Raw genomic sequence first — 24465 nt, 5'->3', positions numbered from 1 at the left:
AACTTTCAGTTGACATCGAAAATCAATGGAAACAAGATGCAACCAAAGTAATCAAAAAAGCCGAAACTCAAAATCTGAGTAGAAATGGATTAACTTTTCGACACGAACAAAGTGCATTAATTGTCACAAAGGGGCTGGAATGGAAAGCGATCTCGACATTTCGTTGACGGAAACAGGGAATGGGGCTAAACACTATGCCAACCCCGGTCAGTTTGGCGGGCTGCTCGCGCCGTCCGCCGACACGCTCCCGTGGCCCGATTTCCTTACCGGACAGCACACCAAACCCGTGCGCGTCCTGCTGGTGGACGACGACCCCTTCGTGCGTCGCGTCATCGCTCAGGAATTGCTGGGCGACCTGCGCATCCAGCTCGAGGGGCAGGCCGGCACGCTGCGCGAAGGGCGACGATTGCTGATGCAGCATGAGTTCGATGTGCTGATGGTCGACATCCGCCTCGGTGACGGGAGTGGATTCGAGCTCATCGAAGAGGCCAAGCGGCATCGCAGCGCGGCGGAGATCATCGTCATCTCGGCACTCGAGGACGAACCCCAGGTGCTGCACGCCTTCGAGCTTGGCGCCTCCGGTTACCTCGTCAAGAACGCGTGGTTCCAGAGCTATGCCCAGGCCGTGCTGCAGGTGGTGAACGGCGGGGCCGCCATCACGCCCCGGCTGGCGCGCCGGCTGCTCGTGCACCTCGATCACAAGCGCTCCAACGTGAACCCGGTGCGCCCACCGGAGAGCAAGGCGACGTTATCCACACGCGAGCGCGAAGTGTTACGACTTGTGGCGACGGGCTACGTAACCGAAGAGATCGCGCTGCAGCTCACCATCAGCGCCCAGACGGTGAATGCGCATGTGAAAAACATCTACCGCAAGCTGCACGCCCATACCCGCGCGCAGGCCGTGAGCTTTGCCTCCCACCGGGGGCTCCTGTAGGCCATGCCATGCTCTCGCCGCAGGTCCTTCATTTACCGCACTTTCTGGAAGACCAGTTCGTGTGGTTGTCGATCGGCTCGTGGGGCGTGCTGTTGATGTGGCTGCGCTTGCGCATCTCGCGCAGGCGGTTGCTGATGTGGGCTGGCCTGGCGGCGGCGCTGCATCTGACCCCCGTGACCGCGCAGGTGATCCGGGCTGCATCGGCCGCCAACTTGATGGGGAATGACATGCCATTCACATTTTGGGCAATGCAGGCGCTGAACCTGGGGGTGCTTGCCACGGTCATCGGCATCTGGCTCGTTTCCCGGCACCGCGCGGAAAGCCACGGGCCCTCGCAGGAGGTGATGACCGAGCGGCGGCGCATCGCCCATGACCTGCACGACGGGGTCGGCTCGCGGCTGGTAGCGCTGCTGGCCAGCCAGGACCCCCGGTTCACCGGCCCAGGCAGCCTGTCGATGGCCCTGCAAACCTGCCTGCTCGAACTCCAGATGACGGTGGACGACCTCGACGACCAGACCTCCGCCACCGTCGTCGAGCGGCTGGCCCATCTGCGCTACCGGCTGCAGCCCGCATTCGACCGGCTGGGCATCGCGCTGGTATGGAACATCTCGAGCGAGACACAAACCCATTCGGTGCCGCCCGAAACCGCCATGCAGATCTGCCGGGTGGCGCAGGAAGCGCTGTCCAATGCGCTGCGGCACGCCCGTGCGACCCGGGTCGAACTGCGCTTCGGCATCCAGGCCCACCCGCAAGGGCTGGTGCTGGAGGTGCACGACGATGGCCGCGGCCTGGGGGCTGCCCGCAGTGCCTCTTCCGCCTCGATGGGCAAGGGCCTGCGCAGCATGCGCACGCGGGCCGACGCCATTGGCGGCAAACTGACGCTGGCGAATATCGTGCCCCGTGGACTGTGTGTGCAACTGGTGGTTCCAAGCCGGGCGCAGGCCGGCACCCGGACCGAAGCGGAAAGCATGCTGTAACGCGACCCGCCGGACGGCCCCGGCCGGGCACCGAGCGCCTATGGCAAACTTCCGCGCTTTGCCAGGGACGCGCTCAAGCATGCAGAAAATCATTCGCCAGCTCGCCGCCGAGATCAAGGTCGGCGAGAACCAGGTGAAGGCCGCCGTCGAACTGCTCGACGGGGGCGCCACGGTTCCATTCATCGCCCGCTACCGCAAGGAGGTCACAGACGGCCTCGACGACGTGCAGCTGCGAGAGCTGGAAGCTCGCCTTTCCTACCTGCGCGAACTTGAAGACCGCCGCGGCGCCGTGCTCAAGGCCATCGACGAGCAGGGCAAGCTGACCCCCGAACTGCGCGCCGCGATCGAATTCGCACCCACCAAGCAGGAGCTCGAAGACCTGTACCTGCCGTTCAAGCAGAAGCGCCGCACCAAGGGCCAGATCGCCCGCGAATTCGGCATCGAGCCGCTGGCCGACAAGCTGCTGGCCGACCCCATGCTGGACCCGGCCGTGGAAGCCAAGGCCTTCCTGCAGCCCGCCACCACGCTGGACGACGGCAAGCCGGGCCCCGATTTCTCCACAGTGCCGCTCGTGCTCGACGGCGTGCGCGACATTCTTTCCGAGCGCTGGGCCGAAGACGCTGCTCTGGTCCAGGGCCTGCGCGAATGGCTCTGGAACGAAGGCCTGCTCAAGTCCAGCCTGATGGCCGGCAAGGACGAGAACAACGCCGACGTCGCCAAGTTCCGCGACTATTTCGAGTACGACGAGCCCATTGGCCGTGTGCCATCGCACCGCGCGCTGGCCGTCTTCCGCGGCCGCGCGCTCGACATCCTCGATGCAAAGCTGGTGCTGCCGGTCGAGCCCGAACCGGGCAAGCCGAGCATCGCCGAAGGCCGCATCGCCTTGCACCTGGGCTGGAGCCATGCGGGCCGCCCGTCGGACGACCTGCTGCGCAAGTGCGTGGCCTGGACCTGGCGCGTGAAGCTGGCGCTGTCGACCGAGCGTGACCTGTTCACCCGCCTGCGCGAAGACGCGGAGAAGGTCGCCATCAAGGTGTTTGCCGACAACCTGCGCGACCTGCTGCTGGCTGCGCCGGCCGGACCGCGTGTCGTGATGGGCCTCGACCCTGGCATCCGCACCGGCGTGAAGGTGGCCGTGGTCGATTCCACCGGCAAGCTGGTCGAGACCGCCACCGTGTTCCCGCACGAGCCGCGCAAGGACTGGGAAGGCTCGCTGCACACGCTGGGCAAGCTGTGCGCCAAGCACGGCGTGAACCTGATCGCCATCGGCAATGGCACCGCCAGCCGCGAAACCGACAAGCTGGCCGCCGACCTCATCAAGCTGCTGGCCAAGATGGCCGCGCAGGCCGGCGCGCCGGAAATCAAGGTCGAGAAGGTCGTGGTGAGCGAGGCGGGCGCTTCGGTGTACTCCGCCAGTGAATTCGCCTCGCAGGAAATGCCCGATGTCGACGTGAGCCTGCGCGGCGCAGCCTCCATCGCGCGACGTTTGCAAGACCCGCTGGCCGAACTCGTGAAGATCGATCCCAAGAGCATCGGCGTGGGCCAGTACCAGCACGACGTGAACCAGAGCGAACTCGCACGCACGTTGCAGGCCGTGGTCGAAGACTGCGTGAACTCGGTGGGCGTGGATCTGAACACGGCCAGCGTGCCGCTGCTGTCGCGCGTTTCGGGCCTGTCGGGCAGCGTGGCCAAGGCCGTGGTGCGCTGGCGCGAGGCCAATGGTGCGTTCTCCACCCGCAAGCAACTGCTCGACGTGACCGGCTTCGGCCCCAAGGCCTTCGAGCAGAGCGCGGGCTTCCTGCGCATCCGCGGCGGCACCGACCCGCTGGACATCACCGGCGTGCACCCGGAAACCTATCCATTGGTCGAGCAGATCATCGTGAAAACCGGCAAGCCGATTGCCGAGCTGATGGGCCGCGCCGACATGCTCAAGACGCTCAAGCCCGAGCTGTTCGCCAACGAGAAATTCGGCGTCATCACGGTCAAGGACATCCTGGGCGAACTCGAGAAGCCGGGCCGCGACCCGCGCCCCGACTTCAAGGTGGCGCGTTTCAACGACGGCGTGGATGACATCTCGGACCTGGCCGAGGGCATGATCCTCGAGGGCACCGTGAGCAACGTGGCGCAGTTCGGCGCCTTCGTCGACCTCGGCGTGCACCAGGACGGCCTGGTCCACGTCAGCCAGCTGAGCCACAAGTTCGTGAACGACGCGCGCGAAGTCGTCAAGACCGGCGACATCGTCAAGGTCAAGGTGATGGAAGTGGACGTGGCGCGCAAGCGCATCGGCCTGTCGATGAAGCTCGATGCAGCGCCCGCGCGCCGTGACGGCCCGCGCGACAACCGTTTCGAAGGGGCAGGGCGCGGCCAGCAGCAGCAAGGCCGGCGCGACAACTCGCCGCAGCCGGCGGGGCAGATGGCGAGCGCGTTTGCCAAGCTGCAGGGGTTGCGCAAGTAGTCGGCAACGCACGGTTCTTGCGGAAGCATCCGGCATGAAAGCCCTGCGCATCTACGCCGGCCCCGCGGCCCGCAAGCACATCGAACGGCACGGCCTGCGCTCGCAGGACGTGCGCACCATCCCCGGCGCGGCAGGCGGTCCCAAGGGGCTGATCCTCGGGCCGCTCGACCGCTTCATCTTCGGGCGCTGGCTCACGCAGTCGAGCCAGCAGGTGCATCTGGTGGGCGCCTCCATCGGCGCGTGGCGGCTGTCGACGGCCTGCCTGGCCGACCCTGACACCGCTTTCGAACGCTTCGAGCACGACTACGTGCACCAGCAGTTCGAGGTGCCGCCGGGACAGAAGCGGCTCAGCCCGCGCCAGCTCAGCGACAAGTTCGCCCAGAGCCTCGAAGACTTCTATGGCGGGCGCATCGGCGAGGTGCTGAACCATCCGCGTTACCGCCTGCACGTGGTGACTTCGCGCGGACGCCACATCCTCGGGCGCGAGGGCAGGGCGCGCACTCCTGTCGGCTACCTGGGCGCCTTCGCGACCAACAGCCTGCACCGCAGGAGCCTGGGCGCGTGGCTGGAGCGCTGCGTGTTCTCCACGCCCGGCGCCTCCTTGCCCTTCGGTACGCGCGACTTCCGCACGCGCCAGCATGCACTGAGCGAGGCCAACTTCAACATGGTGCTGCAGGCCTCGTGCTCCATTCCGTTCCTGCTGGCGGCGGTGCACGACATTCCCGGCGCGCCGCGCGGCGCCTACTGGGACGGCGGCATCACCGACTACCACCTGCACCTGGACTACCAGCCGGCCGACGAGGGCATCGTGCTGTATCCGCATTTCCAGCAGGCGGTGGTGCCGGGCTGGCTCGACAAGGGGCTGCGCTGGCGCCACAAGGCCAGCGGCTTCCTCGACCGCATGGTGTTGCTAGCGCCCGACCCCGATTGGGTGCGCTCGCTGCCCAACGGCAAGCTCCCCGACCGCAAGGACTTCATCCACTTCGCGAACGACGCGCAGGCACGCATCGCCGCGTGGGGCCGTGCCACGCGCGAAGCGCGGCGGCTGTCCGACGAGTTCGAGGGCTGGCTTCAGCGCGACGGCGCGCCCGAGCTGCTGCCGCTCTGACCCACCGGCGCCAGCAGTGCCAAGGGTGCCGCGCAGTCGAGGATGTTCACTTCCACCGCATCGCCGACCTTGAGTTCGGCGCCTTGAGGCCATCGCCCCGTGCCTACCGAGCGCGTGTGCACGCCGCCGTAGCGGTAGCGCACGACGGCGTAGGGTGTCGCGGCACCGCCGTCTGCACCGCAATCGCGATCGGCAGTGGCTGCCAAGTCGCTCGTGCGCCCGACGCTGACGACCTGCGCGGCCCGCCAGCCGGCGGAACGGTCGAAGGAATGCGCATCGAAGGCCGAGCAGCCGCCCAGCATCAGCCCCCAAAGAACGACCGTGCGCATCACGGCGTCGGCCCCATCGCGGTGATGGCCGCCGTGGCCTGGATCTCGACGCGGTACTCGGAGTCGATCAGCTTCGCCCCCACCGTGGCGCGCGCGGGCGTGTGGCCGGCGGGCACCCATTCGTCCCACACCGAGTTCATCGCGGCGTAGTCGCCCACGGTGCGCAGGTAGATCGTCACGCTCACCAGGTCCTGCTTGGTCGCGCCCTGGGTGGCTAGCAGGCGATCGATGTGGCGCAGGATCTCGCGCATCTGCCCGGTGATGTCGAGCGAAGGGTTCTCGGCCACCTGGCCGGAGAGGTACAGCAGGCGCGCAGCGCCCAGGTCGACGGTCACCATCTCGCTGAAGCGGGGGCCCATGTCGTGGCGGATGATGTTCATGGCGATGCGGGAGAAATGGAAGAAGACGAGACGATGGCAGGTTGCGGCGCATTCCACCAGCCGCCGCCCAGCGCCTGGAAGAGGGCGGCGGCATCGGTCAGCCGCAGCGCGCGGGCCTGCACGAGATTTAGCAGCGCCTGTTGCTGCGCCTGCTGCGTGATGCGCAGCGACAGCGGGCTGGCATCGCCCAGCCGCACCTGCGCCTGCGTGCGCGCCAGGCTCTGCGAAGCCGTGCGCTCGGCCTTCACCGCCGCCTGCAGCGCGCGGGTGTCGGCATCGATGGCTTCCAGCGTATTGGCCACGTCCTGGAAGGCGGCGAGCACCGTCGCGCGGTACTGCGCGGCTGCCTGGTCGAAGGAGGCGTGCGCGGCTGCCTCGCGGTGCTTGAGCGCGCCGCCGTCGAAGATGGGCTGCGTCACGCTCGCGGCCACTGTCCAGAAGAGCGATGACGACTTGAACAGGTCCGCCAGCCGGTAGGCCGAAGAGCCGTACGAGTTCACGCCCAGCGTCACGTTCGGCAGCCGCGCCGCGACCGCCACGCCGATGGCGGCGCTGGCTGCCTGCAACTGCGCCTCGGCAGCACGCACGTCGGGGCGGTGCTCGACCAGGCTGGAAGGAAGGGTCAGCGGCAGTTCCGTCGGCAACTGCAGCGCGCCCAGATCGAACCGCGCCTCCACGCCCTGGCTCGGGAAGCGGCCCGCCAGCGTGGCCAGCAGGTTGCGCTGCTGCGCCAGTTGCCGGTCCAGCGGCGGCAGCGTGGCCTCGGCGGCGGCCAGCGCGGCTTCCTGTGCGTCGACGTCGGCCGGCGCAACCTGGCCCAGCGTCAGTTGCTTGCGATAGGCCTGCAGCACCTCCTTCTGGCCCGCGATGATGGTCAGCGTGGCGGCCTGCTGTGCGCGCAACGAAGCTTCCGTGATCGCGGCGGTCACCACATTGCTGCTCAACGTGAGCTTCGCGGCCAGGCTCTGGAAGCGCTGCAGCTCGGTTCCGGCCTCTGCTCCTTCCACCTGCCTGCGGGTGGCGCCGAACACGTCCGGCGTGTACGACACCGTCACCTGCGCCGTGTGCAGCGTGTACAGGCTCGCGTTGGACGACACCGGGCTCGCTACCGCGCTGGCCACGCGCTGTCGCGTGGGCGCGTAGCCCAGCGCCACGCTGGGCCAGAAGGCGGCACGATCGGCGGCTTCGTTCTCCTGCGCCGCGCGCAGGGCGGCGTCGGCCGCCTCGATGGTCGGGTTGCCGGCAAGGCTCTGCGTGACCAGCGCGTTCAGCGGCTCGCTGCGGAAGGCCTGCCACCACTGGGCCGGCACGTCGAGTTCGGGCGAGAGGCGCGCCAGCGGCACGCCTTCGGCTTCCTTGCTTGCAGGTGGCGCGGGCGTGTACTGCTCCGGCAGGTTCAGCTGGGGGCGGGCGTAGTCGGGGCCGACCGCGCAGCCGGCCAGCAGCATCGCCGCGATGCCGGCCGCCACGGGCGTCGCCAGGTTTGTCTTCTTCGTCGTCATTGCTTGTTCTGCTTTCCTAGCGGTCGCGCCGCGAGCGCGTGCCCCAGCCCTTGCGTTCGAACACGCGTTCCATCGCGAAATACAGCGTGGGCAGGATGAAGAGCGTCAGCAGCGTCGACACCACCAGTCCGCCGACCACCACCGTGGCCAGCCCGCGCTGCACGTCGGTGCCCACGCCGGTGGCCAACGCCGCCGGCAGCATGCCCACCGACGCCACCGTGGCCGTCATCAGCACCGGCCGCAGCCGCTCGGTCGCGCCTTCGAGCACCGAGGCCTGCAGCTCCAGACCTTCGCCGCGTACGCGGCGGAAGTTCGCGACCATGATGATCCCGTTCTGTATCGAGACACCGAAGAGCGCGATGAAGCCCACGGCCGTTGCCACGTTGAGCGTTTCACCCGCCACGTGCACCGCGATCAGCCCGCCCAGCGTGGCCATAGGCACCACGCCGAGGATCAGCGCCACCTGCCGGATCTTCCCGAACTGGAAGAACAGCAGCACCGCCATGATGCTCACCACGATGGCCAGCGACACGCTCAGCCGGGCCTGCGCGCGCTGCTGGTTCTCGAACTGGCCGGCCCATTGCAGGCGGAACTTCGTGGGGTCGAACTTCACTTCCTTCGCGATGCGCTCGCGTGCCTCGTCGAGGTAGGAGGCGAGATCGCGGTCGCGGTTGTCCACGCGCACCGTGATCTGGCGCTCGTTCATCTCGTGCGAGATCGTGCTTTCGCCGGTCTGCAGGCGGATGTCGGCCACCTGCGCGAGCGGCACCTTGGCCCCGCTGGAGCTGTTGAGCAGCAGCGAGCCGATGGCCTCGGTGTTGCCCTTGGCGCTTTTGGGCATCTTCACCGACACGTTGTAGGTGCGGTTGCCCGAGTACACGGTGATGACGGGCGCGCCGCCGATGCCGGTCTGGATCAGGCTGGCCACGTCGTTCGCGTTCACGCCGAAGCGCGCCGCCGCCTCGCGGTTGAGCTGGATCACCACTTGCGGAATCGGCGGCTCCTGGAACAGCGACGCCGAGGCCGTGCCGCGCACCGTTTCGAGCAGGTCGACGATCTGGTTGCCGATGCGCCGGCTTTCCTTCAGGTCGTCGCCGTAGATGCGCAGCACGAGCGGACTATGCGCGCCGCCCACGGCGTCGTTCACGCCGTCGATGATGGGCTGGCTGATGCCCACGTCGAAGCCCGGCATGCGCGCGAAGCGCTCGGTCAGGGTGCGCACGAAGTCGGCCTTCTTCACCCCGGCCGGCCACTCGCCATAAGGTTTGAGACCCACCGGCACCTCCATGTGCGAGGGCGTCCACGGGTCGGTGCCGTCGTCGTTGCGGCCCAGCTGCGTCACCACGTACGAGACTTCCGGGTATTCGAGCAGCACGTGCCGCAGCTCGGTCGCCATCTCGCTGGCCTTGTCCAGCGACAGGCCCGAGGGCAGCTGCACCTGCAGCCACAACGCCCCTTCGTCGATGTCTGGCAAGAATTCGCGCCCAGCCGTGGCACCCAGCACCACCACCGCGGCCAGCGCCGCCACGCTCAGCCCGTAGGCGATGGCCGGCACCTCCAGCAGCCGCGCCAGCACCCGCCGGTACGCACCGGCGAGCCACTCCAGCGGCTTGTTGACGAAGGGCTTGCTCGGCTTGCGCAGCGCCACGTAGGCCAGGCTGGGAATGAGCGTGAGCGCGCAGAGCAGGGCGCCCACCAGCGCGTAGCCGACCGTGAAGGCCATCGGCTTGAACAGCTTGCCCTCGGCCCGCTCGAAGGCGAAGAGCGGAAAGTACGCCGTGATGATGATCAGCGTCGCGAAGAAGATCGGTCCCGACACGTGGCTCACCGTCTCGAGGATGTTGCCCTCGGTGAGCGTGGCGTGCGGTTCTTCTTCCCGGCGCCGCAGGATGGCCTCCATCACCACGATGGCGCCGTCCACGATGATGCCGAAGTCGATCGCGCCCAGCGAGAACAGGTTGGCCGGCATGCGGGTGAAGTGCATCACGATGAACACCGTCACCAGCGACATCGGAATGGCCACGGCAGCCACCACCGCGCTGCGCGGGCTGCCCAGGAAAAGAATGAGCACGAAGCACACCAGCGCCATGCCTTCGAGCACCGTGTGCGTCACCTTGTCGACGGTGAGCTTCACCAGGTCGTCGCGGTCGATGTAGGGCACGATCTTCACGCCCATGGGCGCGAGCTCGGCCTGCAGCTCGTCGATCTTCTTGTGCACGCCCTCGAGTACGCGCGAGGGGTTCTCGTACTTGAGCATCAGCACGATGCCCTCGATGGTGTCCGGATTGGTGTCCTTGCCCAGGATGCCGCCGCGCTCCTGGTGGCCGAACTGCAGCCGCCCCAGGTCGCGCACCTGCACCGGCGAGCCGTTGCTCTGCGCCACCACCACCGTGCCCAGGTCGTCCAGCGTGCGGATCTGGCCGATGCCGCGCACCACGTAGCTCTGGTCGCCGCGCGCGATGCGCCCGCCGCCGGCGTTGGCGCTGTTGTTGTTGATGGCCGTGACCACGTCGTTGAGCACCAGCCCGTACTTCTGCAGGCGCGCCGGGTCGAGCTCCAGCTGGAACTCGCGGGTGAAGCCGCCGAAGTTGTTGGTGTCGACCACGCCCGCCACCTGCTTGAGCGCGGGAATCACCTTCCAGCGCTGCAGCTCCGACAGTTCCATCAGGTTCTTCGTGTCCGACTCCAGCGTGTAGCGGTAGATCTCGCCGGCCGGCCCCGCCACCGGCCCCAGGCCGGGCTGCGCGCCCGAGGGCAGGCTGACCTGGCCGATGCGCTCGGTCACGCGCTGGCGCGCGAAGTAGTCGTCGGTGCCGTCCTTGAAGGTCAGCGTGATCAGCGACAGCCCGAAGGTGCTGCTCGAGCGGATCGATGCCAGCCCCGGCGTGTTGCTCAGCGCGCGCTCCAGCGGCGTGGTGATCTGCTGCTCGATCTCCTCGGCGGCCAGGCCGTTGACCTGCGTGGTCACCTGCACGTTCACGTCGCCGAGGTCGGGGTAGGCCTCCACCGTCATCTGCGTCCACGACCACGCGCCGAAGAGCACGAGCGCCACCGACATCGCCCAGGCCAGGTGCCTGCGGCGGAAGAACTGGGTGATGATGAGATTAATCATTCAGCAGCACACCGCCACGGACCACCACGCGCTCGCCGGCGGCCAGGCCGCTGCGGATGCGAACCTTGTCGCCGTCTTCCCGGCCCAGCTCCACCGTGCGGCGCACGAAGGTCCAGGGCTCGGCCTCGACGAAGACGCTCACGCTGTCGTTGTTCATCAGCAGCGCCGATGCCGGCACCTGCGGCTGCGCGCCCTGCGGCACGCCCAGCACGGCCGTCGCGTACATGTTGGGCTTGAAGATGCCTTCGGGGTTGGCGAACACGATGCGCGCGCGGGCGCGGCGCGTGTCCGCGTCGAGCACCGCGCTCACGAAGGCCACCTTGCCGGTGAAGCTGCGCCCCGGATAGGCGGCCAGCGTGACCACCACGTTCTGCCCCGGCGCGACTGTGCCGACCACGCCCTCGGGCACGTTGACCGTGACCCAGACCGAATCGAGGTTCGACACCGTCATCAGCGCCGCGTTGGCGTCGTTCAGGCTGGAGCCGGCGGCCGCGTTCAGCGCCGTGACCGTGCCGGACGTGGGTGCGACGATCTTCAGCACCTGGCCCGCCTGTGCGCCGCTCGCGTCCGCGCCCAGGCTGCGCAGGCGCGCCTCGCTGCGCTGGAGCTCGGCCTTCTGCTGGGCGACGCTGCTGCTGGCGACTTCAACGTCCTTCGCGGCGTTGGAGCCTGCCTCGTTCACGCCGCGCGCGCGCACCCGCGCGCGCTGCGCGAGGTCGAGTGCGTCGCGAGCCTTCTGCGCGTCGGCCACGGCCTGCGCGAGGTCGGGCGAGCTCATCGTCGCAAGCACCTGGCCGCGCTTGACGGTGTCGCCCAGGCGCACCTTCAGCTCGAGCAGCCGGCCGGTCAGCGGCGGCAGGATGTTGGCGGTATTGGCCGGATTGGCTTCCACCGTGGCGGGCAGGCTCACCTCGTGCGGCAGCGTGTCCTGGCCGACCGTGGCGACCAGCAGGCGATCGCGCAGCGGCGAGCCGGCGGGCACGCTCAGGCGGTTGCCCTGGCGCACAAGCATCGGCGCAGGGGCGGCGGCCACCGGGGTGGCTGCATGGGCGGTGCTGTCGAAGGAATCGACGCACAGGGCCGCGCAGGTCATCACGCCGAAGACGATGCGCGCGGGAGTCATTTGGTAGAGGGATTTCTTCTTCATCGCATGCGGATGTCGAGGGACGGGCGCGCCGTGCATGGGACGCCTTCCCATGCCCTCGATCCGCTCCCGTCTCCTGCCGGGGAGCGTATGAAATGGCGCCTGAAGAAGCTCCCAAGAAATCCTGAAGAAATCTTCAGGATCGGCCTTCGGCGGCCCCGCTGGCCGGAAGTCAGGAACGCGCGGCATGATCCGCGCCATGAGAATTCTGCTGATCGAAGACGACCGCAAGGCCGCGCGGCTGCTGGCCCGGGGTCTGCAGGAAGAGGGCTTCGTGGTCGACGTGGTGCACACGGCGGAGGAGGGCGACGAGGAGGCGTTCGTCGTCGCCTACGACCTGATCGTGCTCGACTGGATGCTGCCCGGAAAGGACGGCCTCACCCTGTGCCGCGACCTGCGCCAGCGCGGCTGCAAGACGCCCGTGCTCATGCTCACCGCCCGTGATGCGCTGAGCGACCGCGTGGCCGGCCTCAACACCGGCGCCGACGATTACCTGACCAAGCCCTTCGCCTTCGACGAGCTGCTGGCACGCGTGCGCGCGCTGCTGCGCCGCTCTGAGCTCGTGCGCCCGATGGTGCTTTCGCTGGCCGACCTGAGCCTCGATCCGATGAGCCAGCGCGTGCTGCGCGGCGGCATGGTGCTGGAACTGACCCACAAGGAGTTCGCGATCCTGCAGATCCTGCTGCGCCATGCCGGCGAGGTGGTCAGCCGCTCGCGCCTGGCCGAGCAGGTGTGGAAGGACGACCTGATCGCCATCGACAACCTGATCGACGTGCACATCAGCAACCTGCGCCGCAAGGTCGATGCGCCGCCGGCCGCACCGCTGATCCAGACCGTTCGCGGGCGCGGCTTCAGGCTGGCGCTGGCGGACGACGGCGCAGGTGCCGGAAGCGTCGCGCATGCTTAGCTTCCGAAAGCGGCTGGCGCTGGCGCACGTCAGTGTGATCGTGGTGGTGATGGCGGTCGCCGCCCTCGGCTCGTACCTCGTGTTCTCGCGCAACGTGCACCGCGAGCTCGACGCCGCGCTGCTGGCGCTGGCCGAGACCGAGATGGGCATGCTGCTGTCGGCCGGCGAGGGCGACACCGTCATCGTCCACGAGGCTCCGCCGGGCCCGGGCGCACCGTCGTTCGTGCGGCTCGACCGGCTGGTGCAGATCGTCGATGCCGACGGCCGTGTGCTGGCGCGCAGCAGCAACCTCGGCGAGGCGCAGCTGCCCATTCCGGCCGCGCTGCGCGAGCGGCTTGCGGCGGGCGAGACCGTGTTCGAGACGCTCGACGGCTACGGCGAGGAACCCACGCGCATGGTCTCGGTGCCCGTGCCGGGCCGCGCCTCGGTGCTCGCGGTGCAGGTGGCCGGCTCGCTGGACGACGTGAACCGCACCGTGGCCATGGCCAGCGCGCTGTTCATCATCCTCGGCGGAGCGCTGCTGCTGGCGCTGGGCGCAGCGGGCGCGCTCATCACTCGGCGTGCCTTCGGCGCCATCGACGACGTGGTGCGGCAGGCTCACCGCATCGGCGACGCGAACCTCGGCGAAAGGCTGCCGCACCCCGGCACGCGCGACGAGATCGGCCGGCTGGTGGACACGCTCAACGACATGCTGGCGCGCATCGAGCAGGGCATGGAAGCGCAGCGGCGCTTCACGTCGGATGCCTCGCACGAGCTGCGCTCGCCGCTGTCGCGCCTGCGCACCGAACTCGAGCTGGCACTGCGCAGACCGCGCGAACCGGCCGCGTACGTGGAAACGCTGCGCTCCTCGCTGGAGGAGGTCGAGTCGCTCACGCTGCTGGTCGAAGAGCTGCTGGTGCTGGCCCGGCTCGACGCCGGCCAGGAGCGCGACGCGGTGGAAACGGTGTCGCTGAACCAGCTCGCCGAAGAGGCCCTGAGGCGCCTCGAACCGCTGGCGCGCGAGCGGCGCCTTGCCCTGTCGCTGGCCCCCGCGCCGCCCGTGGCTGCGCGTTTCGCCCGTGGCGCGGCCAGCCTCGCGCTGGCCAACCTGCTCGACAACGCCCTGAAGTTCTCGCCGCCCGACACCACCGTTCGCGTGAGCCTGCGCGCAGATGCGGAGGCGAACGAGGCCGTCATCACCGTGGCCGACAGCGGCCCCGGCATACGCGGGGATGAAATGCCGCACCTGTTCGAGCGCTTCTACCGGGGCGCGACGGCACGCTCGGACGAGAAGACGCCGGGCCTGGGCCTCGGGCTGGCGCTTTCGCAGGCCGTGGTGCACGCGCACGGCGGGCGGATCGAGGCGGCGAACGAGAGCGGGGGCGGGGCGCGGTTCGACATGAGGCTGCCGTTGGCGGTGCCGGGCAAACCCTGACCGGACGGGCGGTTGGCGCTTCGAGAATGGCCCGGTCCATTCCCGAAACGACGCAACGAAAGAGTCTTCGCCGCCATGTCCCAAGCCACGCTGTCTCGCCGCCGCTTCACGCTCGCCACCGCCGCCGCAAGCCTCGCCTTGCCGTCCTTCGCGCAGACCGCATGGCCCACCAAGCCGATCCGCGTGATCGTGCCGTACACGCCCGGCGGCTTCACCGACCAGATGGCGCGGCTGGTGCAGGTCGGGCTGCAGACGAAGCTGGGGCAGCCTGTGCTGGTCGACAACAAGCCGGGCGCCAACAGCCTGATCGGCGTCGATGCGATCGCCAAGGCGGCACCCGACGGCACCACCTTCGGCGTCGTCATCGCGGCCTATGCGGCCAACACCACGCTGTACCCCAAGCTGCCGTATGACCCGCGCAAGGACCTGACCGGCGTTTCGCTGATGGGCGTATCGCCGCTGCTGGCGGCCGTGAACGTCGATGCGCCGTTCAAGACGGCGCGCGAGCTCATCGACTATGCGCGCGCCAATCCGGGCAAGGTGAGCTTCGGCTCCTCGGGCAATGGCTCGGCCGCGCACCTGACCACGGAGCTGTGGAAGTCGCTGACGCAGACCTACATGATCCACATCCCGTACCGGGGCGCGGTGCCAGCATTGACCGACCTGATGGGCGGGCAGATCCAGCTTTTCTTCGATGCGCCCACGGGCCTCATCAACCAGGCCAAGGCCGGCAAGGTGCGGCTGATCGGCGTGGCGGGCGACAAGCGCCCGGCGGCGGCTCCCGAGGTGCCGACCTTCATCGAACAGGGCTTCGCGGGCTTCACCGGCAGCACCTGGGCCGGCATGGTGGCGCCGGCGGGGACGCCGCGAGACATCGTCAAGCGCATGTCGGAAGAGGTGGCGCGCATCATCAAAAGCGACGACACGCGCGCCAAGCTGGATGCGATGGGCACCATTCCGGCGGGCAGCACGCCGGAGGAATTCGATGCTTTCATCACGGCTGAAACGGTGAAGTGGGGCAAGGTGATCCGCACGGCGGGGGTGAAAGCGGAGTAGCTCCGGAGGCCCCGGCCTCAAGCCGCCAGCACCAGCACCTTGCACTGGCTCGGCACGATCCGCATCCCGACGATGTTGCTGCGGTTCTGCACCGACAGGCTCGTCATGCGCGTGCAGGGCGAGCCCTTCAGCAGCACGGTGAACGCGCCCGTGATGTGTCGCGAAGGACCCATCACGGTCTGCGACACCACGCCCATCATCACGCCCGCGTTGTCGCCATTGGTGATCGGTGTGATCGTGGCAAGGTTGTGCGCCGGCGTGCCGCCGTAGAGGATGTTCCAGGCATTGGGAATGGCGGTCGGTCCCAGCGCGAAGTTGGGGTAGGGAATGGGCACGGCCGGCGGAGTCTTGCAGACATCGGGGAAGGCGAGGTCCATGCCCATCATCTGGGAGTTGGCAAACATGGCGGGGCTCCTTTTCCGGGCATCAGCCCATGTGGATCTGCTCGGCGTCGATCTTGACCAGCTCCTTGCTGGTGACGAGCGTGTTCTTCGCGTGCAGGCGCAAGGTGCTCGACGACTGGATATCGATCTGGCCCGCACGCACCTGTTCGACTTCCTCGGTCAAGCGGAAGCTCGACCGGGTGAGCAGGTGAAGGCGGTCGAGCACCACCTCGCACGCGCGGCCCACGAAACGCGAGACCAGCGCGCTGAAGCGCACCTCGGCGCCCTGGTAGTCGAGCTCCGAGACCTTGCACAGGCCGCGCCCGGCCGTGAGGTTCCATTCGGGTGCGCGGGTGGCGACGGCGGTGTCCGATTGCAGATCGAGTGCGCCGGAGCTGCGCACGGCGATGCCGCCGTGCCTCGACGCCAGGGTCAGGTCGCCGTTCACCGCGAGCACCGCATGGCCCTGGTCGGCCTGTGCGACAACGGCGATCAGGTAAAGCTCGTCTTCGTCAGGGCCTGCGACCATGACGATGTCGCCCGGCGCGGGCACCAGCAGGCAGCTGGCGGCGCGGCGACAGGGCCGCGACCGGGTCTCTCCCGTCGGGACCACATCGTGGCTGTCGTCCGAATGGCTGGCCACCACCTTCGCCATGCAAATGCCCGGGGGCTGCGCGGCGGCCTGTCGCTTGGCGGGCGGCGCCTTGTGCAGCAGGGGGGCGAGTTCGCTTTCGCCGTGGACGTCTGCAGGGGGGGCGGTGGAATGGGAGCTTCGTGCGCTCATCGTCATGCGATGTCCTTTGCGTCGATGGAGAGGCGACCCTCGGCGTCGCGGTCGAGGCGGATGGCGCGGGCCAGGCGCTGGCGGGCGATGCGCTCTGCCTCGTACAGGTGGGGGTCGTTGTCGAGCACACCGATGCGGTCGCTCCAGCGCGAGCCGGCCAGCTCGGCCCGGTGCAGCTGGGTGCGCTCGAAGCGGGCCCTCTCGAAGTTCGCGCCGCGCAGGTCCGCGCAGGAGAAATCGGCGTAGACGAGCCGGCTGCGCTCGAAGCTCGCGTTCTCGCAGCGGGCGCGGAGGAAGACGCCTTGTTCCAGGCTCGCGCCGGAGAAGTCGGCTCCCGCGAGCCAGGCGTCGGCCCAGAGCGACTGGTCGAGCGCCGCGCCACGGAAATCGGCGCCGCGCAGGTCTGCCTCGACGAACAAGGTTTGCGGCGCTTGCACGCGGGCCATGCGCGCGCCGTCGAGCCTTGCGCCCTTGAAGTTGCATTGCGCGAGCTGCGCGTCCTCGAACACGCAGCCGGACATGCGCGCGTCCGTGAACTGGCACATCGCGAAGGCCTGACCCGCGAACGACTGGCCGCGCAGGTCGGCCTCGGAAAACACGGCGTTGTGGAAGCGCGCGGTTTGGAACGCGACCTCGCGCAGGTCGCTGCGGAAGAACACCGCGCTCGTGAGCGAGGCATTGCGCAGGTCCGCGTTGCCCATGCGGCTGTCGTTGAAGATCGTCTTGGTGAGCGTGGCGCGCTCGAAGCTGGCGCCGTGCAGCTCGCAGCCGTAGAAGACCGTTTCCGCCAGCTGTGCACCGGCGCAGCGCGCGTCGCGCAAGTCGGACTCGGTCACGACGGTGCGCGGCCAATGGCTGGCGGTCGCATCCACCCCCCGCAGGCTGCAGCGCAGGAGCGACACGCCATCCAGCCGCCCCGACGCCAGCGTCGCGTCATCGAAGGTGCAGCGCTCGAACACCGAGTCGTCCAGCCGGCTGCCGGCGAGCGAGGCCCGCGTGAAGCGGCATTCGCTGAACATGCCGCCCGAAAGGTCGAGGCCGTCGAGCGGCATGCCGGTGAAATCTTCTCCTTCCATGCGCTTGCCGTTGCGGATGTGAAGCACCAGCTCCTGCGGGCTCATCGGATCGGCGTCGCGCGCGGGGCCGGCACGGTCTTGGTCTGCTCGATGTAGGCACCCTGGGTGGCGGTGGTGCCGTCGATGCGGATCTGCGACATGTCGGCGCGAAACAGGTTGGCCTCGCGCAGGTCGGCGCTAGGCAGCAGGGCCTTGTTGAAGTTGGCGGTCATCAGGTTGGCGCCCCGCAGCGACGCCCGGCTCAGATCGGCGCGAATGAAGAGGCTGTCGGGCGCCTGCACTTCGGCGAGGTCGGTGCCGCTCAGGTTGCAGGAAGAAAAGTCGCAGGTGTCGAGCGTGGCGCGGGCGAGCCGCGCATCTTCCATGGCCATCCCGCGCAGGCTGCACTGCACCAGCGTGGCCGCCTCGAAGCTGGCGCCGCGCAGGCTGGTGCTGCCGGCAAAGCAGGTGGTTCGCAGCAGGGCCGCCGCGAACACCATGCCCTCGTCGCACGGCGTGTGGGTCCATGCGCAGGCTTCGAGCGTGGCGCCGGTGAAGTCGAGCCGCGCCACGCGGCACGACAGGAAGGCGGCCTTGTAGAGGCGGGCGCGCCGAAAGCTGCAGCTTTCGATGGTCGCGTCGGAAAGGAAGCCGGCGTAGGCAATGTCGGCGTTGTCGAAGTTGCAGCCGCGCAGCCGCGAATCGATCAGGTGCAGATGGTGCAGGCGCGCGCCCTCGAAGCTGCAGCCGGCAAGCGTCACCTTGTCCAGCTTCGCGCCCTCGAGATCGGCGCGCGAGAAGTCAGCCTGTTCGCAGGCGATACCTCCGAGGTTCGTGTCGCGCAGCACCGCGCCATGAAACCGGGCGCCCGAGAGTTGCGCACGCACCAGTACGGCCTGGCTGAAATCGGCGCTGTCGCATTGCACGCCGCGCAGGTCGGCGCTTTCCAGCAGCGTGCGGCGAAAGCATGCGCCGCGCAGGTCCAGGCCCGAGAGATCGGCGCCGGTCAGGTCCATCTCGGTGAAATCGCGGCTGCCTGCAAGCACCGACGCCACATGGGCACGCAGTGCCGCAAGCCGCTCGGGGGGCAAGGGATCGACGCTGGACTGGTGCTGGGCAGTGCCGCGGTACAGCGCGAGCAGGCCGCGCTCGCCGTCCTCTGTCATTTTTCGCATCGATTCCACCTGGTCCGGCGGCATGGGCGTGGTGCCCGTGGCCGCTGCGATGCCCGTGAAGCCGCGCAGCACCGACGCGCCATCCACGCTCGGCGGCCCCTTGATCTCGGCGCGGTCATGCTCGCGCACCAGCTTGCCGGTGTCGAAGCCGACCTTCCTCGACTCGCTGGCGTTGGCGTCAGCTTTGCGCTGGAGGCGTTCGCGCTCGACAGCGCCTTGCGCGCGCTGCGCGCGGGCATAGGCATCTGCCTGCTCGACGAACCCGGGCAACTCGTGCAGGGTGGGTGTGCGCTGGAAGGGCGCGGGAAGAGCGCGCTCCCTGAAATGGCGCGCCTTGTGCCCGGCGTCGAGCGCCATCTGCTTGAGTTCGTCGCGGGCTTGCCGGCCGCGTTCGCGCATGTTGCGCACCAGCGCTGATTCGGTGGTTTCGGGCTGTTCGAGCCATGGACCAATGGCCTCTGGCGGCACCAGTTCATCGTCTCGGAACATGTAGAGCGCGCCCTTTTCCGGGTCGCAGCGCTGGCGCAGCACGGTCTCGTAGTGCGCGAGGCCGCGTGGTGCGTCGATCGTTTCGAGCGCGGGCATCACGTGGGTGACGTCGCTGGCGTCGTCTTCTTCGATGAGGGTCTCGCCATGGAAGACCAGCGCCACGCGCTCCAGGTGCGGGAAGAACCACGCGGTGGTCAGCCGCTGCGCGATGTCCTCGATCTGCCCCGGCGACCGGCGCCGCGCGATGAAGGCGAGGGCGCGCCAGCTGGGCAGTCGGCCCCGCTGGATCGGCACGCCGGGGTGCATGTTCCACACCGCATAGGGGGTGCCCGGAGCGATCTCCAGGGCACCGGCCAGGCGCTGGTCGGGCGGCGCGGCATTGAAGAGCTGCCAGTCCATGTCCTCGGCAAAACCCGGAAACAGGTGGGCGCGCCAGTGCTCGTCGTACTGCCTGCCGATCATGCGCATGCGCCGGGGCCAGGCGATGTCGAGCGGGCCGAAGCCGGCGGGTTCGGGCTGGTCGCCGGGCCGGTGCACGCGGCGGGAGGGGTCTTCGATGTTGGGCAGGCGCTGCACCTCGCGGCCATCGACTTGTTCGAGGCCGTGGCCGCGGCCCAGCGGGTTGTCCGCGAAGGCGGGGCCGCCATAGGCGCGCGTCCAGTCCACGCGCATGGACTCGAAGGGCTGCGGCTGCGTGGCACGGCCGCCAATCCAATAGCGGTCACCAAAGACGGCCAGGTCCTTGGCAAGGCCGCCGAGTTGCAGCCGTGCGGCGCACATCGTCTTTTCCGCCTGGTGCGCGGTGTAGGCGAAACCGGTGGCAAGCACCTCGGCGCGGATCTTCGGCAGGCCCAGGTCGATGGCGGTGGCCGGACCGAGTTCGTCGGACAGCGCTTTCCAGAACTCGGGTTCGGGCGTCAGCACGGGCTGCTCGCCCATCGATGCCATGCACAGCGTGGTCACGGCCAGGCGCTGCTCGCCGCCGCGCAGGAACGGCCGCGTGGTGACGCTCAGCCGCAATGGCTTGACGGTCTTCATCGGCGGCGCATCCGCGGCATCCGCTCAGGACGCACGCGGGATCTCCAGCGGCGTGCGCTCGCGGTCGATCGCGACCGAGGCGACGTTTCGCGGGTCGTAGCGCAGATGAACGATCTTCAGCGGTTCCTGGAACCGGGGCACCAGCGCGTCTTCGACGAATGTGCGGATCGACGCCGTGTGCAGCGTGCCGGCGGTGTCGGCGTAGTCCACGTCGAGCACCACGGCGCAAACGGTCTGCCCGCGCGAGCCGCCGCGGGTCATGTTTCCCGGGTGCATGCGCAGGCTGCGAAGCACGCCGTCGGCCGGCTGGCCCGTTTGCGCGAGCGACAGCCACAGCTTCTGTTCAGCCGAATACAGCCGGCTCTCGCGGCGCACGTAGCCCACTGCGCCGATCGAGAACACGACGACCGCCGTCATGACGACGGCGAAGACAACCCAGAGAAGAATTTCCCAGACAGGCATCGTGTCCTTCACATGACGATGTGCATGGCCTGCGCATAGGTCGCGAGACCGTCCATCAGGAAGCGCAGCGCGGCGTTGCCGACCTGTATGGCTTCCTTGGTGATGTCGGTGCCCTTGTTCGCGATCTTGAAGGTGAGGAAGTCCACCTTGAGCACGGCGTATTGCGAATTGATGCCGTAGAACTGTTGCCGCACGCCCCAGAAGTCCAGCGAGGCGCCCACGGCTCCGACGCGAAAGCCCACGCCGCCCGAACGCGCCAGCCGCCAGTCGCTGCTCTTGGCGTAGTTGTTGGTGTAGCTGACGGAGTTGTTGGTGTAGTTGTTCGTCAGGTTGTTGTAGGTGTTCGACGTCGTGTTGTAGACGCTGGTGTTGATGATGTGCTGCGTCGTGTTGTGGATGTGGTTCGTCGTGTTGAAGGTCACGTCCGGCGAGGTGTGCACCGTGGGGCCGGTGACGGTGGTGGTCGAGGGGCCGTTGACCTGCACCGTGTTCGAGGCGTTGATGGTGTCCTGGCGGCCCGCGCTCACGAAGCGGATTTCCTGTCCGTCGATGGTGCCGTTGAAGCCGCCGCTGATCGCCAGCTTGACGCCGCCCGTGATGGTGTCGTTCAGCCCGCCGCCGATCGAACGCGTCTTGCCGCCGGAGATGGTCTGCGTCACGCCGCCGGTCACTGTTTCGGTGAAGCCACCGGTCACGCTGCGGGTGTCGCCACCGCTGATGGTTTCCTTGGCGCCCGCGGTGATGTCGCGCGTCTCGCCGCTCTGGTAGGTGGCCGACTCGTGGCCCTTGATCAGGGTGGTGCGGGTGCCGCCGGTGGTGTGCGTCTCGTCGGCCTCCACCTCCACGTCGAGGTTGCGCTCGGCGTGCAGCAGGATCTGCTCGGCGCCCGAGCGGTCCTCGAAGCGCAGCATGTTGGCCTGGTTGGCCGCACCGCCCGCACTGGAGCGCGTGAGGATGCCGCTGGCCGTGGCGTTGGCGGGCAGCTCCCATGGCGGCATCTGGTCGCTGTTGTAGACGCGGCCGGTGATGATGGGACGGTCGGGCTCGCCACCGATGAAATCGACGATCACTTCCTGGCCCACGCGCGGCATGTGCATGGTGCCGTAGTTGGCGCCGGCCCAGTTGCTGGACACGCGCACCCAGCACGAGCTGTTCTCGTCCGACTGGCCATATCGGTCCCAGCGGAACTGCAGCTTCACGCGGCCGAAGCGGTCGGTCCAGATCTCCTCGGGACCGACTACAGTGGCGGTCTGCGGGCCGTTGGTGCGCGGGCGCGGCGTGGTGCGGGCGGGGCGGTAGGCCACGGAGGAGGGCAGCACGGTGAAGTCCAACTCGCACACCGATTCGCTGCTGCCGCCGGTGGAGTACTCGGGCTCCTGCAGGTTGTAGCGGGTCTCGGTGACGAGGTATTCGCGGTTGTCCGATTCGCGCGGGCAGTGCGTCATCTCGAACAGATAGCCCGGCGCCATGCCCACGACGTTGGTGTGGCCCGAAGCCAGCTCGTGCGCGCACTGCAGCTCCTGCAGGCGGACCTTGGCGTAGGCATCGCCCTGCTGGTGCTCGCTGTAGCCGCCCAGCCATTCGTAGACCTCGTAGGTCGAATGCTCGTGGGCTTTGGGGTCTTGCTGCACGCTCTGCAGCGAGGCGCGCGACTTCTTGAAGTCGAAGTCGTCGAGCATCACACGGCCCGAGGTGATCTGCTCGGCCACGCGCCACTGGTCGATGCAGGGCTCCAGCGCATTGAGCACGCGGTCGCGCGGGCGATAGGCGATGCTGGCGTGGCCGGGCAGCGGCTTGTAGCTGCCGGTGTCGTCGGCCAGCACCAGCAGGTGCGCGCCGTTGCCGTGCTCGAAGTGATAAGCGATGCCTTCATGCTCCATGAGGCGGCTCACGAAGGCGAAGTCGCTTTCCTGGTACTGCACGCAGTACTCCATGGCGGGGTAGCTGCCCGTGAGGCGCTTGTCGAACTGGAAGCCGTACTTGCCCAGCACTTCGTCGAGCACCTCGGGCACGCTCTTGTTCTGGAAGATGCGGCAGTCGGTGGTGCGCGTGAGGTACCACAGCCACGGCTGCACCAGCGCACGGTAGATGTAGTGGCGGCCGGTTTCGTTGGCGCGGCCTACAAGCTCGAAGCGCACCACCGTGCCGTTGAGAAAGCGCGGCGCGCCTTCGTCGGCCAGCTCCAGCGTGAGCGAGGTGCCGAGCAGTTGCTTCAGGTCGAGGCTGAAGCTGGTGCTGACCATGTCCACCTCGAACTCGAAGAGTTGCGAGAGCCCCTCCCGCCCCCGCATGGCGCGGAACTTGAGCTGCTCGGCGCTCAGGACGGTGTGGACTTGGACGGTACGCGGCATTCGGAATTTCCCTGACCCATGGGGCTTCTGCGGATGCGAAACCTTCGATGGGCAGTCTAGAAATTCCTTATGTCATATACATGACGCGCAGGGGCGGCACGGGCCGCTTTCCCCTCTGAAAACAGGCGTAGAAGAAGCCCTTACATCGAGGCTTCGAGCATGGTCTTGTAGTCGTCGCGTGTGGCCAGGCGCGGGTTGGTCTTGTGGCAGTGGTCGGCCATGGCGCCGTCGATGATCTGCTCGAACATCGCGGGTGTCACGCCCACCTCGGCCAGGCCCTTGGGCAGCCCGAGGCGCGCGTTCATGTCGCGGATGGCGTCGCCGAGATCGCCGGCCGAATCGAGGTGCATGGCCTGCGCCATGCGCTGAAGGCGCTGCTCCTTCTGCACCGATTCGGCGCCCGAGTTGAAGTGGATCACCGCGGGCAAGAAGAGGGCGTTGAGCGTGCCGTGGTGCAGGCGTGGATCGACGCCGCCCAGGCTGTGGCTCAGCGAATGCACGCAGCCCAGGCCCTTCTGGAAGGCCATGGCGCCCTGCATCGATGCGCTCATCAGGTTCAGGCGCGCCTCGCGGTCGCTGCCGTCCTTTGTTGCGCGTTCGATGTGGCCCCAGGCGCGCTCCAGCCCGTCGAGGCCGATGCCATCTGCGGGCGGGTTGAACGCGGCCGACATGAAGGTCTCCATGCAATGCGCGATGGCGTCCATGCCGGTGGCGGCCGTGAGCCTGGGCGGCAGGCCGAGCGTGAGCTCGGGGTCGCAGATGGCGGCCTTGGGCATCAGGAACCAGCTGTGGAAGCCGAGCTTGCGGTGGTCGTCGACAATGACGATGGCGCCGCGTGCCACCTCGCTGCCCGTGCCGCTGGTGGTGGGCACCGCAATCAGCGGCACTGCGCGCTCGGTGATCTTGGGCGAGCCGCCTTCGATGGTGGCGTAGGTCTTGAGCGGTCCTTCGTGCGTAGCCGCGATGGCCACGCCCTTGGCACAGTCGATGGCTGAGCCGCCGCCCACGGCGATGAGCCCGTCGCAGCGGCCGCTGCGGTACAGCTCGACGGCTGCGCGCACCGCGGCTTCGGTGGGGTTGGAGGGCGTCTGGTCGAACACCGAGACCTCGAGGTCGGAAATGGCATCGAGCGCCTTCTGCAACACGCCAGCCGCGCGCACGCCGGCGTCGGTCACGATCAGCGGGCGGTTGATGCCGATGCGCGCGCATTCGCTGGACAGCAGCTTGATTGCGCCGAATTCGAACTGGATCTGGGTGAGGTATTGGATGAGTGCCATGAATGTGGATATGCCCTGGGGCAGTACGATTGCCGACCAGCCAAATCTAACAAGAGCGATCAGTCTTGCACACGAAAGAAACCCTTGCCGTTGTCGCGACCGGAACACCGCCGGCCACGCGGCTTACCCCGAA

General features: G+C 68.2%; 19 protein-coding genes. 7 read left to right on the top strand and 12 right to left on the bottom strand.

The genetic code is table 11. The features are described 5' to 3' along the window. Nucleotides 1–139: 139 nt before the first annotated feature. From ACCD11_RS01725 to ACCD11_RS01710, 4 genes are all read left to right on the top strand, one after another. Nucleotides 140–934 (top strand): LuxR C-terminal-related transcriptional regulator, encoded by a 795-nt coding sequence (locus ACCD11_RS01725; RefSeq protein ID WP_007827664.1) that lies wholly within the window; start codon nucleotides 140–142, stop codon nucleotides 932–934. Between the two features lie 8 nt (nucleotides 935–942). After that, nucleotides 943–1911: a sensor histidine kinase gene (locus ACCD11_RS01720; RefSeq protein ID WP_413311979.1), complete on the top strand. Its 969-nt coding sequence runs from the start codon at nucleotides 943–945 to the stop codon at nucleotides 1909–1911. A 79-nt stretch (nucleotides 1912–1990) separates the two neighbouring features. Next, nucleotides 1991–4366, top strand: coding sequence for a Tex family protein (locus tag ACCD11_RS01715; RefSeq protein WP_413311978.1), 2376 nt, complete (start codon nucleotides 1991–1993; stop codon nucleotides 4364–4366). 34 nt (nucleotides 4367–4400) lie between these two features. Further along, the gene (locus tag ACCD11_RS01710; protein ID WP_413311976.1) at nucleotides 4401–5474 is read left to right on the top strand and encodes a phospholipase; all 1074 of its coding nucleotides are present in this window, start codon (nucleotides 4401–4403) and stop codon (nucleotides 5472–5474) included. Here ACCD11_RS01710 and ACCD11_RS01705 read toward each other — a convergent pair. The 5 genes from ACCD11_RS01705 to ACCD11_RS01685 are packed head-to-tail and all read right to left on the bottom strand — an operon-like array spanning nucleotide 5438 to nucleotide 11944. Next, nucleotides 5438–5803: a hypothetical protein gene (locus ACCD11_RS01705; RefSeq protein ID WP_413311974.1), complete on the bottom strand. Its 366-nt coding sequence runs from the start codon at nucleotides 5801–5803 to the stop codon at nucleotides 5438–5440. The genes ACCD11_RS01710 and ACCD11_RS01705 overlap by 37 nt on opposite strands. Beyond that, the gene (locus ACCD11_RS01700) at nucleotides 5803–6183 is read right to left on the bottom strand and encodes a RidA family protein (RefSeq protein WP_007827674.1); all 381 of its coding nucleotides are present in this window, start codon (nucleotides 6181–6183) and stop codon (nucleotides 5803–5805) included. The genes ACCD11_RS01705 and ACCD11_RS01700 overlap by 1 nt, the downstream gene beginning before the upstream one ends. Next, nucleotides 6180–7685, bottom strand: a complete 1506-nt coding sequence (locus ACCD11_RS01695; protein WP_413311972.1) for an efflux transporter outer membrane subunit — start codon at nucleotides 7683–7685, stop codon at nucleotides 6180–6182. Before ACCD11_RS01695 ends, ACCD11_RS01700 begins: the two co-directional genes overlap by 4 nt. Before the next feature lie 16 nt (nucleotides 7686–7701). After that, entirely contained in the window at nucleotides 7702–10797 is a 3096-nt protein-coding gene (locus tag ACCD11_RS01690) for an efflux RND transporter permease subunit (protein WP_413311971.1), read from the bottom strand. Continuing rightward, nucleotides 10790–11944 (bottom strand): efflux RND transporter periplasmic adaptor subunit, encoded by a 1155-nt coding sequence (locus ACCD11_RS01685; RefSeq protein WP_413311970.1) that lies wholly within the window; start codon nucleotides 11942–11944, stop codon nucleotides 10790–10792. The genes ACCD11_RS01690 and ACCD11_RS01685 overlap by 8 nt, the downstream gene beginning before the upstream one ends. 196 nt (nucleotides 11945–12140) lie before the next feature. Between ACCD11_RS01685 and ACCD11_RS01680 the strand changes: the two genes are divergently transcribed. The 3 genes from ACCD11_RS01680 to ACCD11_RS01670 all read left to right on the top strand — a co-directional run bounded on the left by ACCD11_RS01680 (nucleotide 12141) and on the right by ACCD11_RS01670 (nucleotide 15318). Beyond that, the gene (locus ACCD11_RS01680) at nucleotides 12141–12848 is read left to right on the top strand and encodes a response regulator transcription factor (protein ID WP_413311968.1); all 708 of its coding nucleotides are present in this window, start codon (nucleotides 12141–12143) and stop codon (nucleotides 12846–12848) included. Next, nucleotides 12841–14262 (top strand): sensor histidine kinase, encoded by a 1422-nt coding sequence (locus tag ACCD11_RS01675; RefSeq protein WP_413311966.1) that lies wholly within the window; start codon nucleotides 12841–12843, stop codon nucleotides 14260–14262. Before ACCD11_RS01680 ends, ACCD11_RS01675 begins: the two co-directional genes overlap by 8 nt. 75 nt (nucleotides 14263–14337) lie before the next feature. Then, nucleotides 14338–15318, top strand: coding sequence for a tripartite tricarboxylate transporter substrate binding protein (locus ACCD11_RS01670; protein WP_413311964.1), 981 nt, complete (start codon nucleotides 14338–14340; stop codon nucleotides 15316–15318). A 17-nt stretch (nucleotides 15319–15335) separates the two neighbouring features. Here ACCD11_RS01670 and ACCD11_RS01665 read toward each other — a convergent pair whose 3' ends face one another. The 7 genes from ACCD11_RS01665 to ACCD11_RS01635 form a co-directional block, all read right to left on the bottom strand. Next, nucleotides 15336–15722, bottom strand: a complete 387-nt coding sequence (locus ACCD11_RS01665) for a DUF4150 domain-containing protein (RefSeq protein WP_413311963.1) — start codon at nucleotides 15720–15722, stop codon at nucleotides 15336–15338. 22 nt (nucleotides 15723–15744) lie between these two features. Beyond that, a complete protein-coding gene (locus ACCD11_RS01660; RefSeq protein WP_193386523.1) occupies nucleotides 15745–16485 on the bottom strand; it encodes a DUF3540 domain-containing protein in 741 nt (246 codons plus the stop codon). 2 nt (nucleotides 16486–16487) lie between these two features. Next, the gene (locus ACCD11_RS01655; protein ID WP_413311961.1) at nucleotides 16488–17606 is read right to left on the bottom strand and encodes a pentapeptide repeat-containing protein; all 1119 of its coding nucleotides are present in this window, start codon (nucleotides 17604–17606) and stop codon (nucleotides 16488–16490) included. After that, the gene (locus ACCD11_RS01650; protein WP_413311959.1) at nucleotides 17603–20242 is read right to left on the bottom strand and encodes a DUF2169 domain-containing protein; all 2640 of its coding nucleotides are present in this window, start codon (nucleotides 20240–20242) and stop codon (nucleotides 17603–17605) included. Before ACCD11_RS01650 ends, ACCD11_RS01655 begins: the two co-directional genes overlap by 4 nt. A gap of 24 nt (nucleotides 20243–20266) precedes the next feature. Further along, nucleotides 20267–20704, bottom strand: a complete 438-nt coding sequence (locus tag ACCD11_RS01645) for a hypothetical protein (protein ID WP_413311957.1) — start codon at nucleotides 20702–20704, stop codon at nucleotides 20267–20269. Between the two features lie 8 nt (nucleotides 20705–20712). Continuing rightward, the gene (locus ACCD11_RS01640) at nucleotides 20713–23055 is read right to left on the bottom strand and encodes a type VI secretion system Vgr family protein (RefSeq protein WP_413311955.1); all 2343 of its coding nucleotides are present in this window, start codon (nucleotides 23053–23055) and stop codon (nucleotides 20713–20715) included. Nucleotides 23056–23195: 140 nt separating this feature from the next. After that, complete coding sequence (locus ACCD11_RS01635) at nucleotides 23196–24332, bottom strand: iron-containing alcohol dehydrogenase (RefSeq protein WP_413311953.1); 1137 nt, start codon at nucleotides 24330–24332, stop codon at nucleotides 23196–23198. Nucleotides 24333–24465 lie beyond the last annotated feature (133 nt).

The organism is Variovorax sp. Varisp36 (assembly GCF_047304235.1).
Classification (GTDB): domain Bacteria; phylum Pseudomonadota; class Gammaproteobacteria; order Burkholderiales; family Burkholderiaceae_C; genus Variovorax.
The sequence above is the reverse complement of the archived record's forward strand: the minus strand, read 5'-3'. Positions and strand labels throughout refer to the sequence as shown.

What these genes read in the sequence shown, in the direction of transcription:
- ACCD11_RS01725 (WP_007827664.1), top strand. Translation starts at nt 140, where the DNA reads ATGGAAAGCGATCTCGACATTTCGTTGACGGAAACAGGGAATGGGGCT.
- ACCD11_RS01720 (WP_413311979.1), top strand. Translation starts at nt 943, where the DNA reads ATGCTCTCGCCGCAGGTCCTTCATTTACCGCACTTTCTGGAAGACCAG.
- ACCD11_RS01715 (WP_413311978.1), top strand. Translation starts at nt 1,991, where the DNA reads ATGCAGAAAATCATTCGCCAGCTCGCCGCCGAGATCAAGGTCGGCGAG.
- ACCD11_RS01710 (WP_413311976.1), top strand. Translation starts at nt 4,401, where the DNA reads ATGAAAGCCCTGCGCATCTACGCCGGCCCCGCGGCCCGCAAGCACATC.
- ACCD11_RS01705 (WP_413311974.1), bottom strand. Translation starts at nt 5,803, where the DNA reads ATGCGCACGGTCGTTCTTTGGGGGCTGATGCTGGGCGGCTGCTCGGCC.
- ACCD11_RS01700 (WP_007827674.1), bottom strand. Translation starts at nt 6,183, where the DNA reads ATGAACATCATCCGCCACGACATGGGCCCCCGCTTCAGCGAGATGGTG.
- ACCD11_RS01695 (WP_413311972.1), bottom strand. Translation starts at nt 7,685, where the DNA reads ATGACGACGAAGAAGACAAACCTGGCGACGCCCGTGGCGGCCGGCATC.
- ACCD11_RS01690 (WP_413311971.1), bottom strand. Translation starts at nt 10,797, where the DNA reads ATGATTAATCTCATCATCACCCAGTTCTTCCGCCGCAGGCACCTGGCC.
- ACCD11_RS01685 (WP_413311970.1), bottom strand. Translation starts at nt 11,944, where the DNA reads ATGAAGAAGAAATCCCTCTACCAAATGACTCCCGCGCGCATCGTCTTC.
- ACCD11_RS01680 (WP_413311968.1), top strand. Translation starts at nt 12,141, where the DNA reads ATGAGAATTCTGCTGATCGAAGACGACCGCAAGGCCGCGCGGCTGCTG.
- ACCD11_RS01675 (WP_413311966.1), top strand. Translation starts at nt 12,841, where the DNA reads ATGCTTAGCTTCCGAAAGCGGCTGGCGCTGGCGCACGTCAGTGTGATC.
- ACCD11_RS01670 (WP_413311964.1), top strand. Translation starts at nt 14,338, where the DNA reads ATGTCCCAAGCCACGCTGTCTCGCCGCCGCTTCACGCTCGCCACCGCC.
- ACCD11_RS01665 (WP_413311963.1), bottom strand. Translation starts at nt 15,722, where the DNA reads ATGTTTGCCAACTCCCAGATGATGGGCATGGACCTCGCCTTCCCCGAT.
- ACCD11_RS01660 (WP_193386523.1), bottom strand. Translation starts at nt 16,485, where the DNA reads ATGAGCGCACGAAGCTCCCATTCCACCGCCCCCCCTGCAGACGTCCAC.
- ACCD11_RS01655 (WP_413311961.1), bottom strand. Translation starts at nt 17,606, where the DNA reads ATGAGCCCGCAGGAGCTGGTGCTTCACATCCGCAACGGCAAGCGCATG.
- ACCD11_RS01650 (WP_413311959.1), bottom strand. Translation starts at nt 20,242, where the DNA reads ATGAAGACCGTCAAGCCATTGCGGCTGAGCGTCACCACGCGGCCGTTC.
- ACCD11_RS01645 (WP_413311957.1), bottom strand. Translation starts at nt 20,704, where the DNA reads ATGCCTGTCTGGGAAATTCTTCTCTGGGTTGTCTTCGCCGTCGTCATG.
- ACCD11_RS01640 (WP_413311955.1), bottom strand. Translation starts at nt 23,055, where the DNA reads ATGCCGCGTACCGTCCAAGTCCACACCGTCCTGAGCGCCGAGCAGCTC.
- ACCD11_RS01635 (WP_413311953.1), bottom strand. Translation starts at nt 24,332, where the DNA reads ATGGCACTCATCCAATACCTCACCCAGATCCAGTTCGAATTCGGCGCA.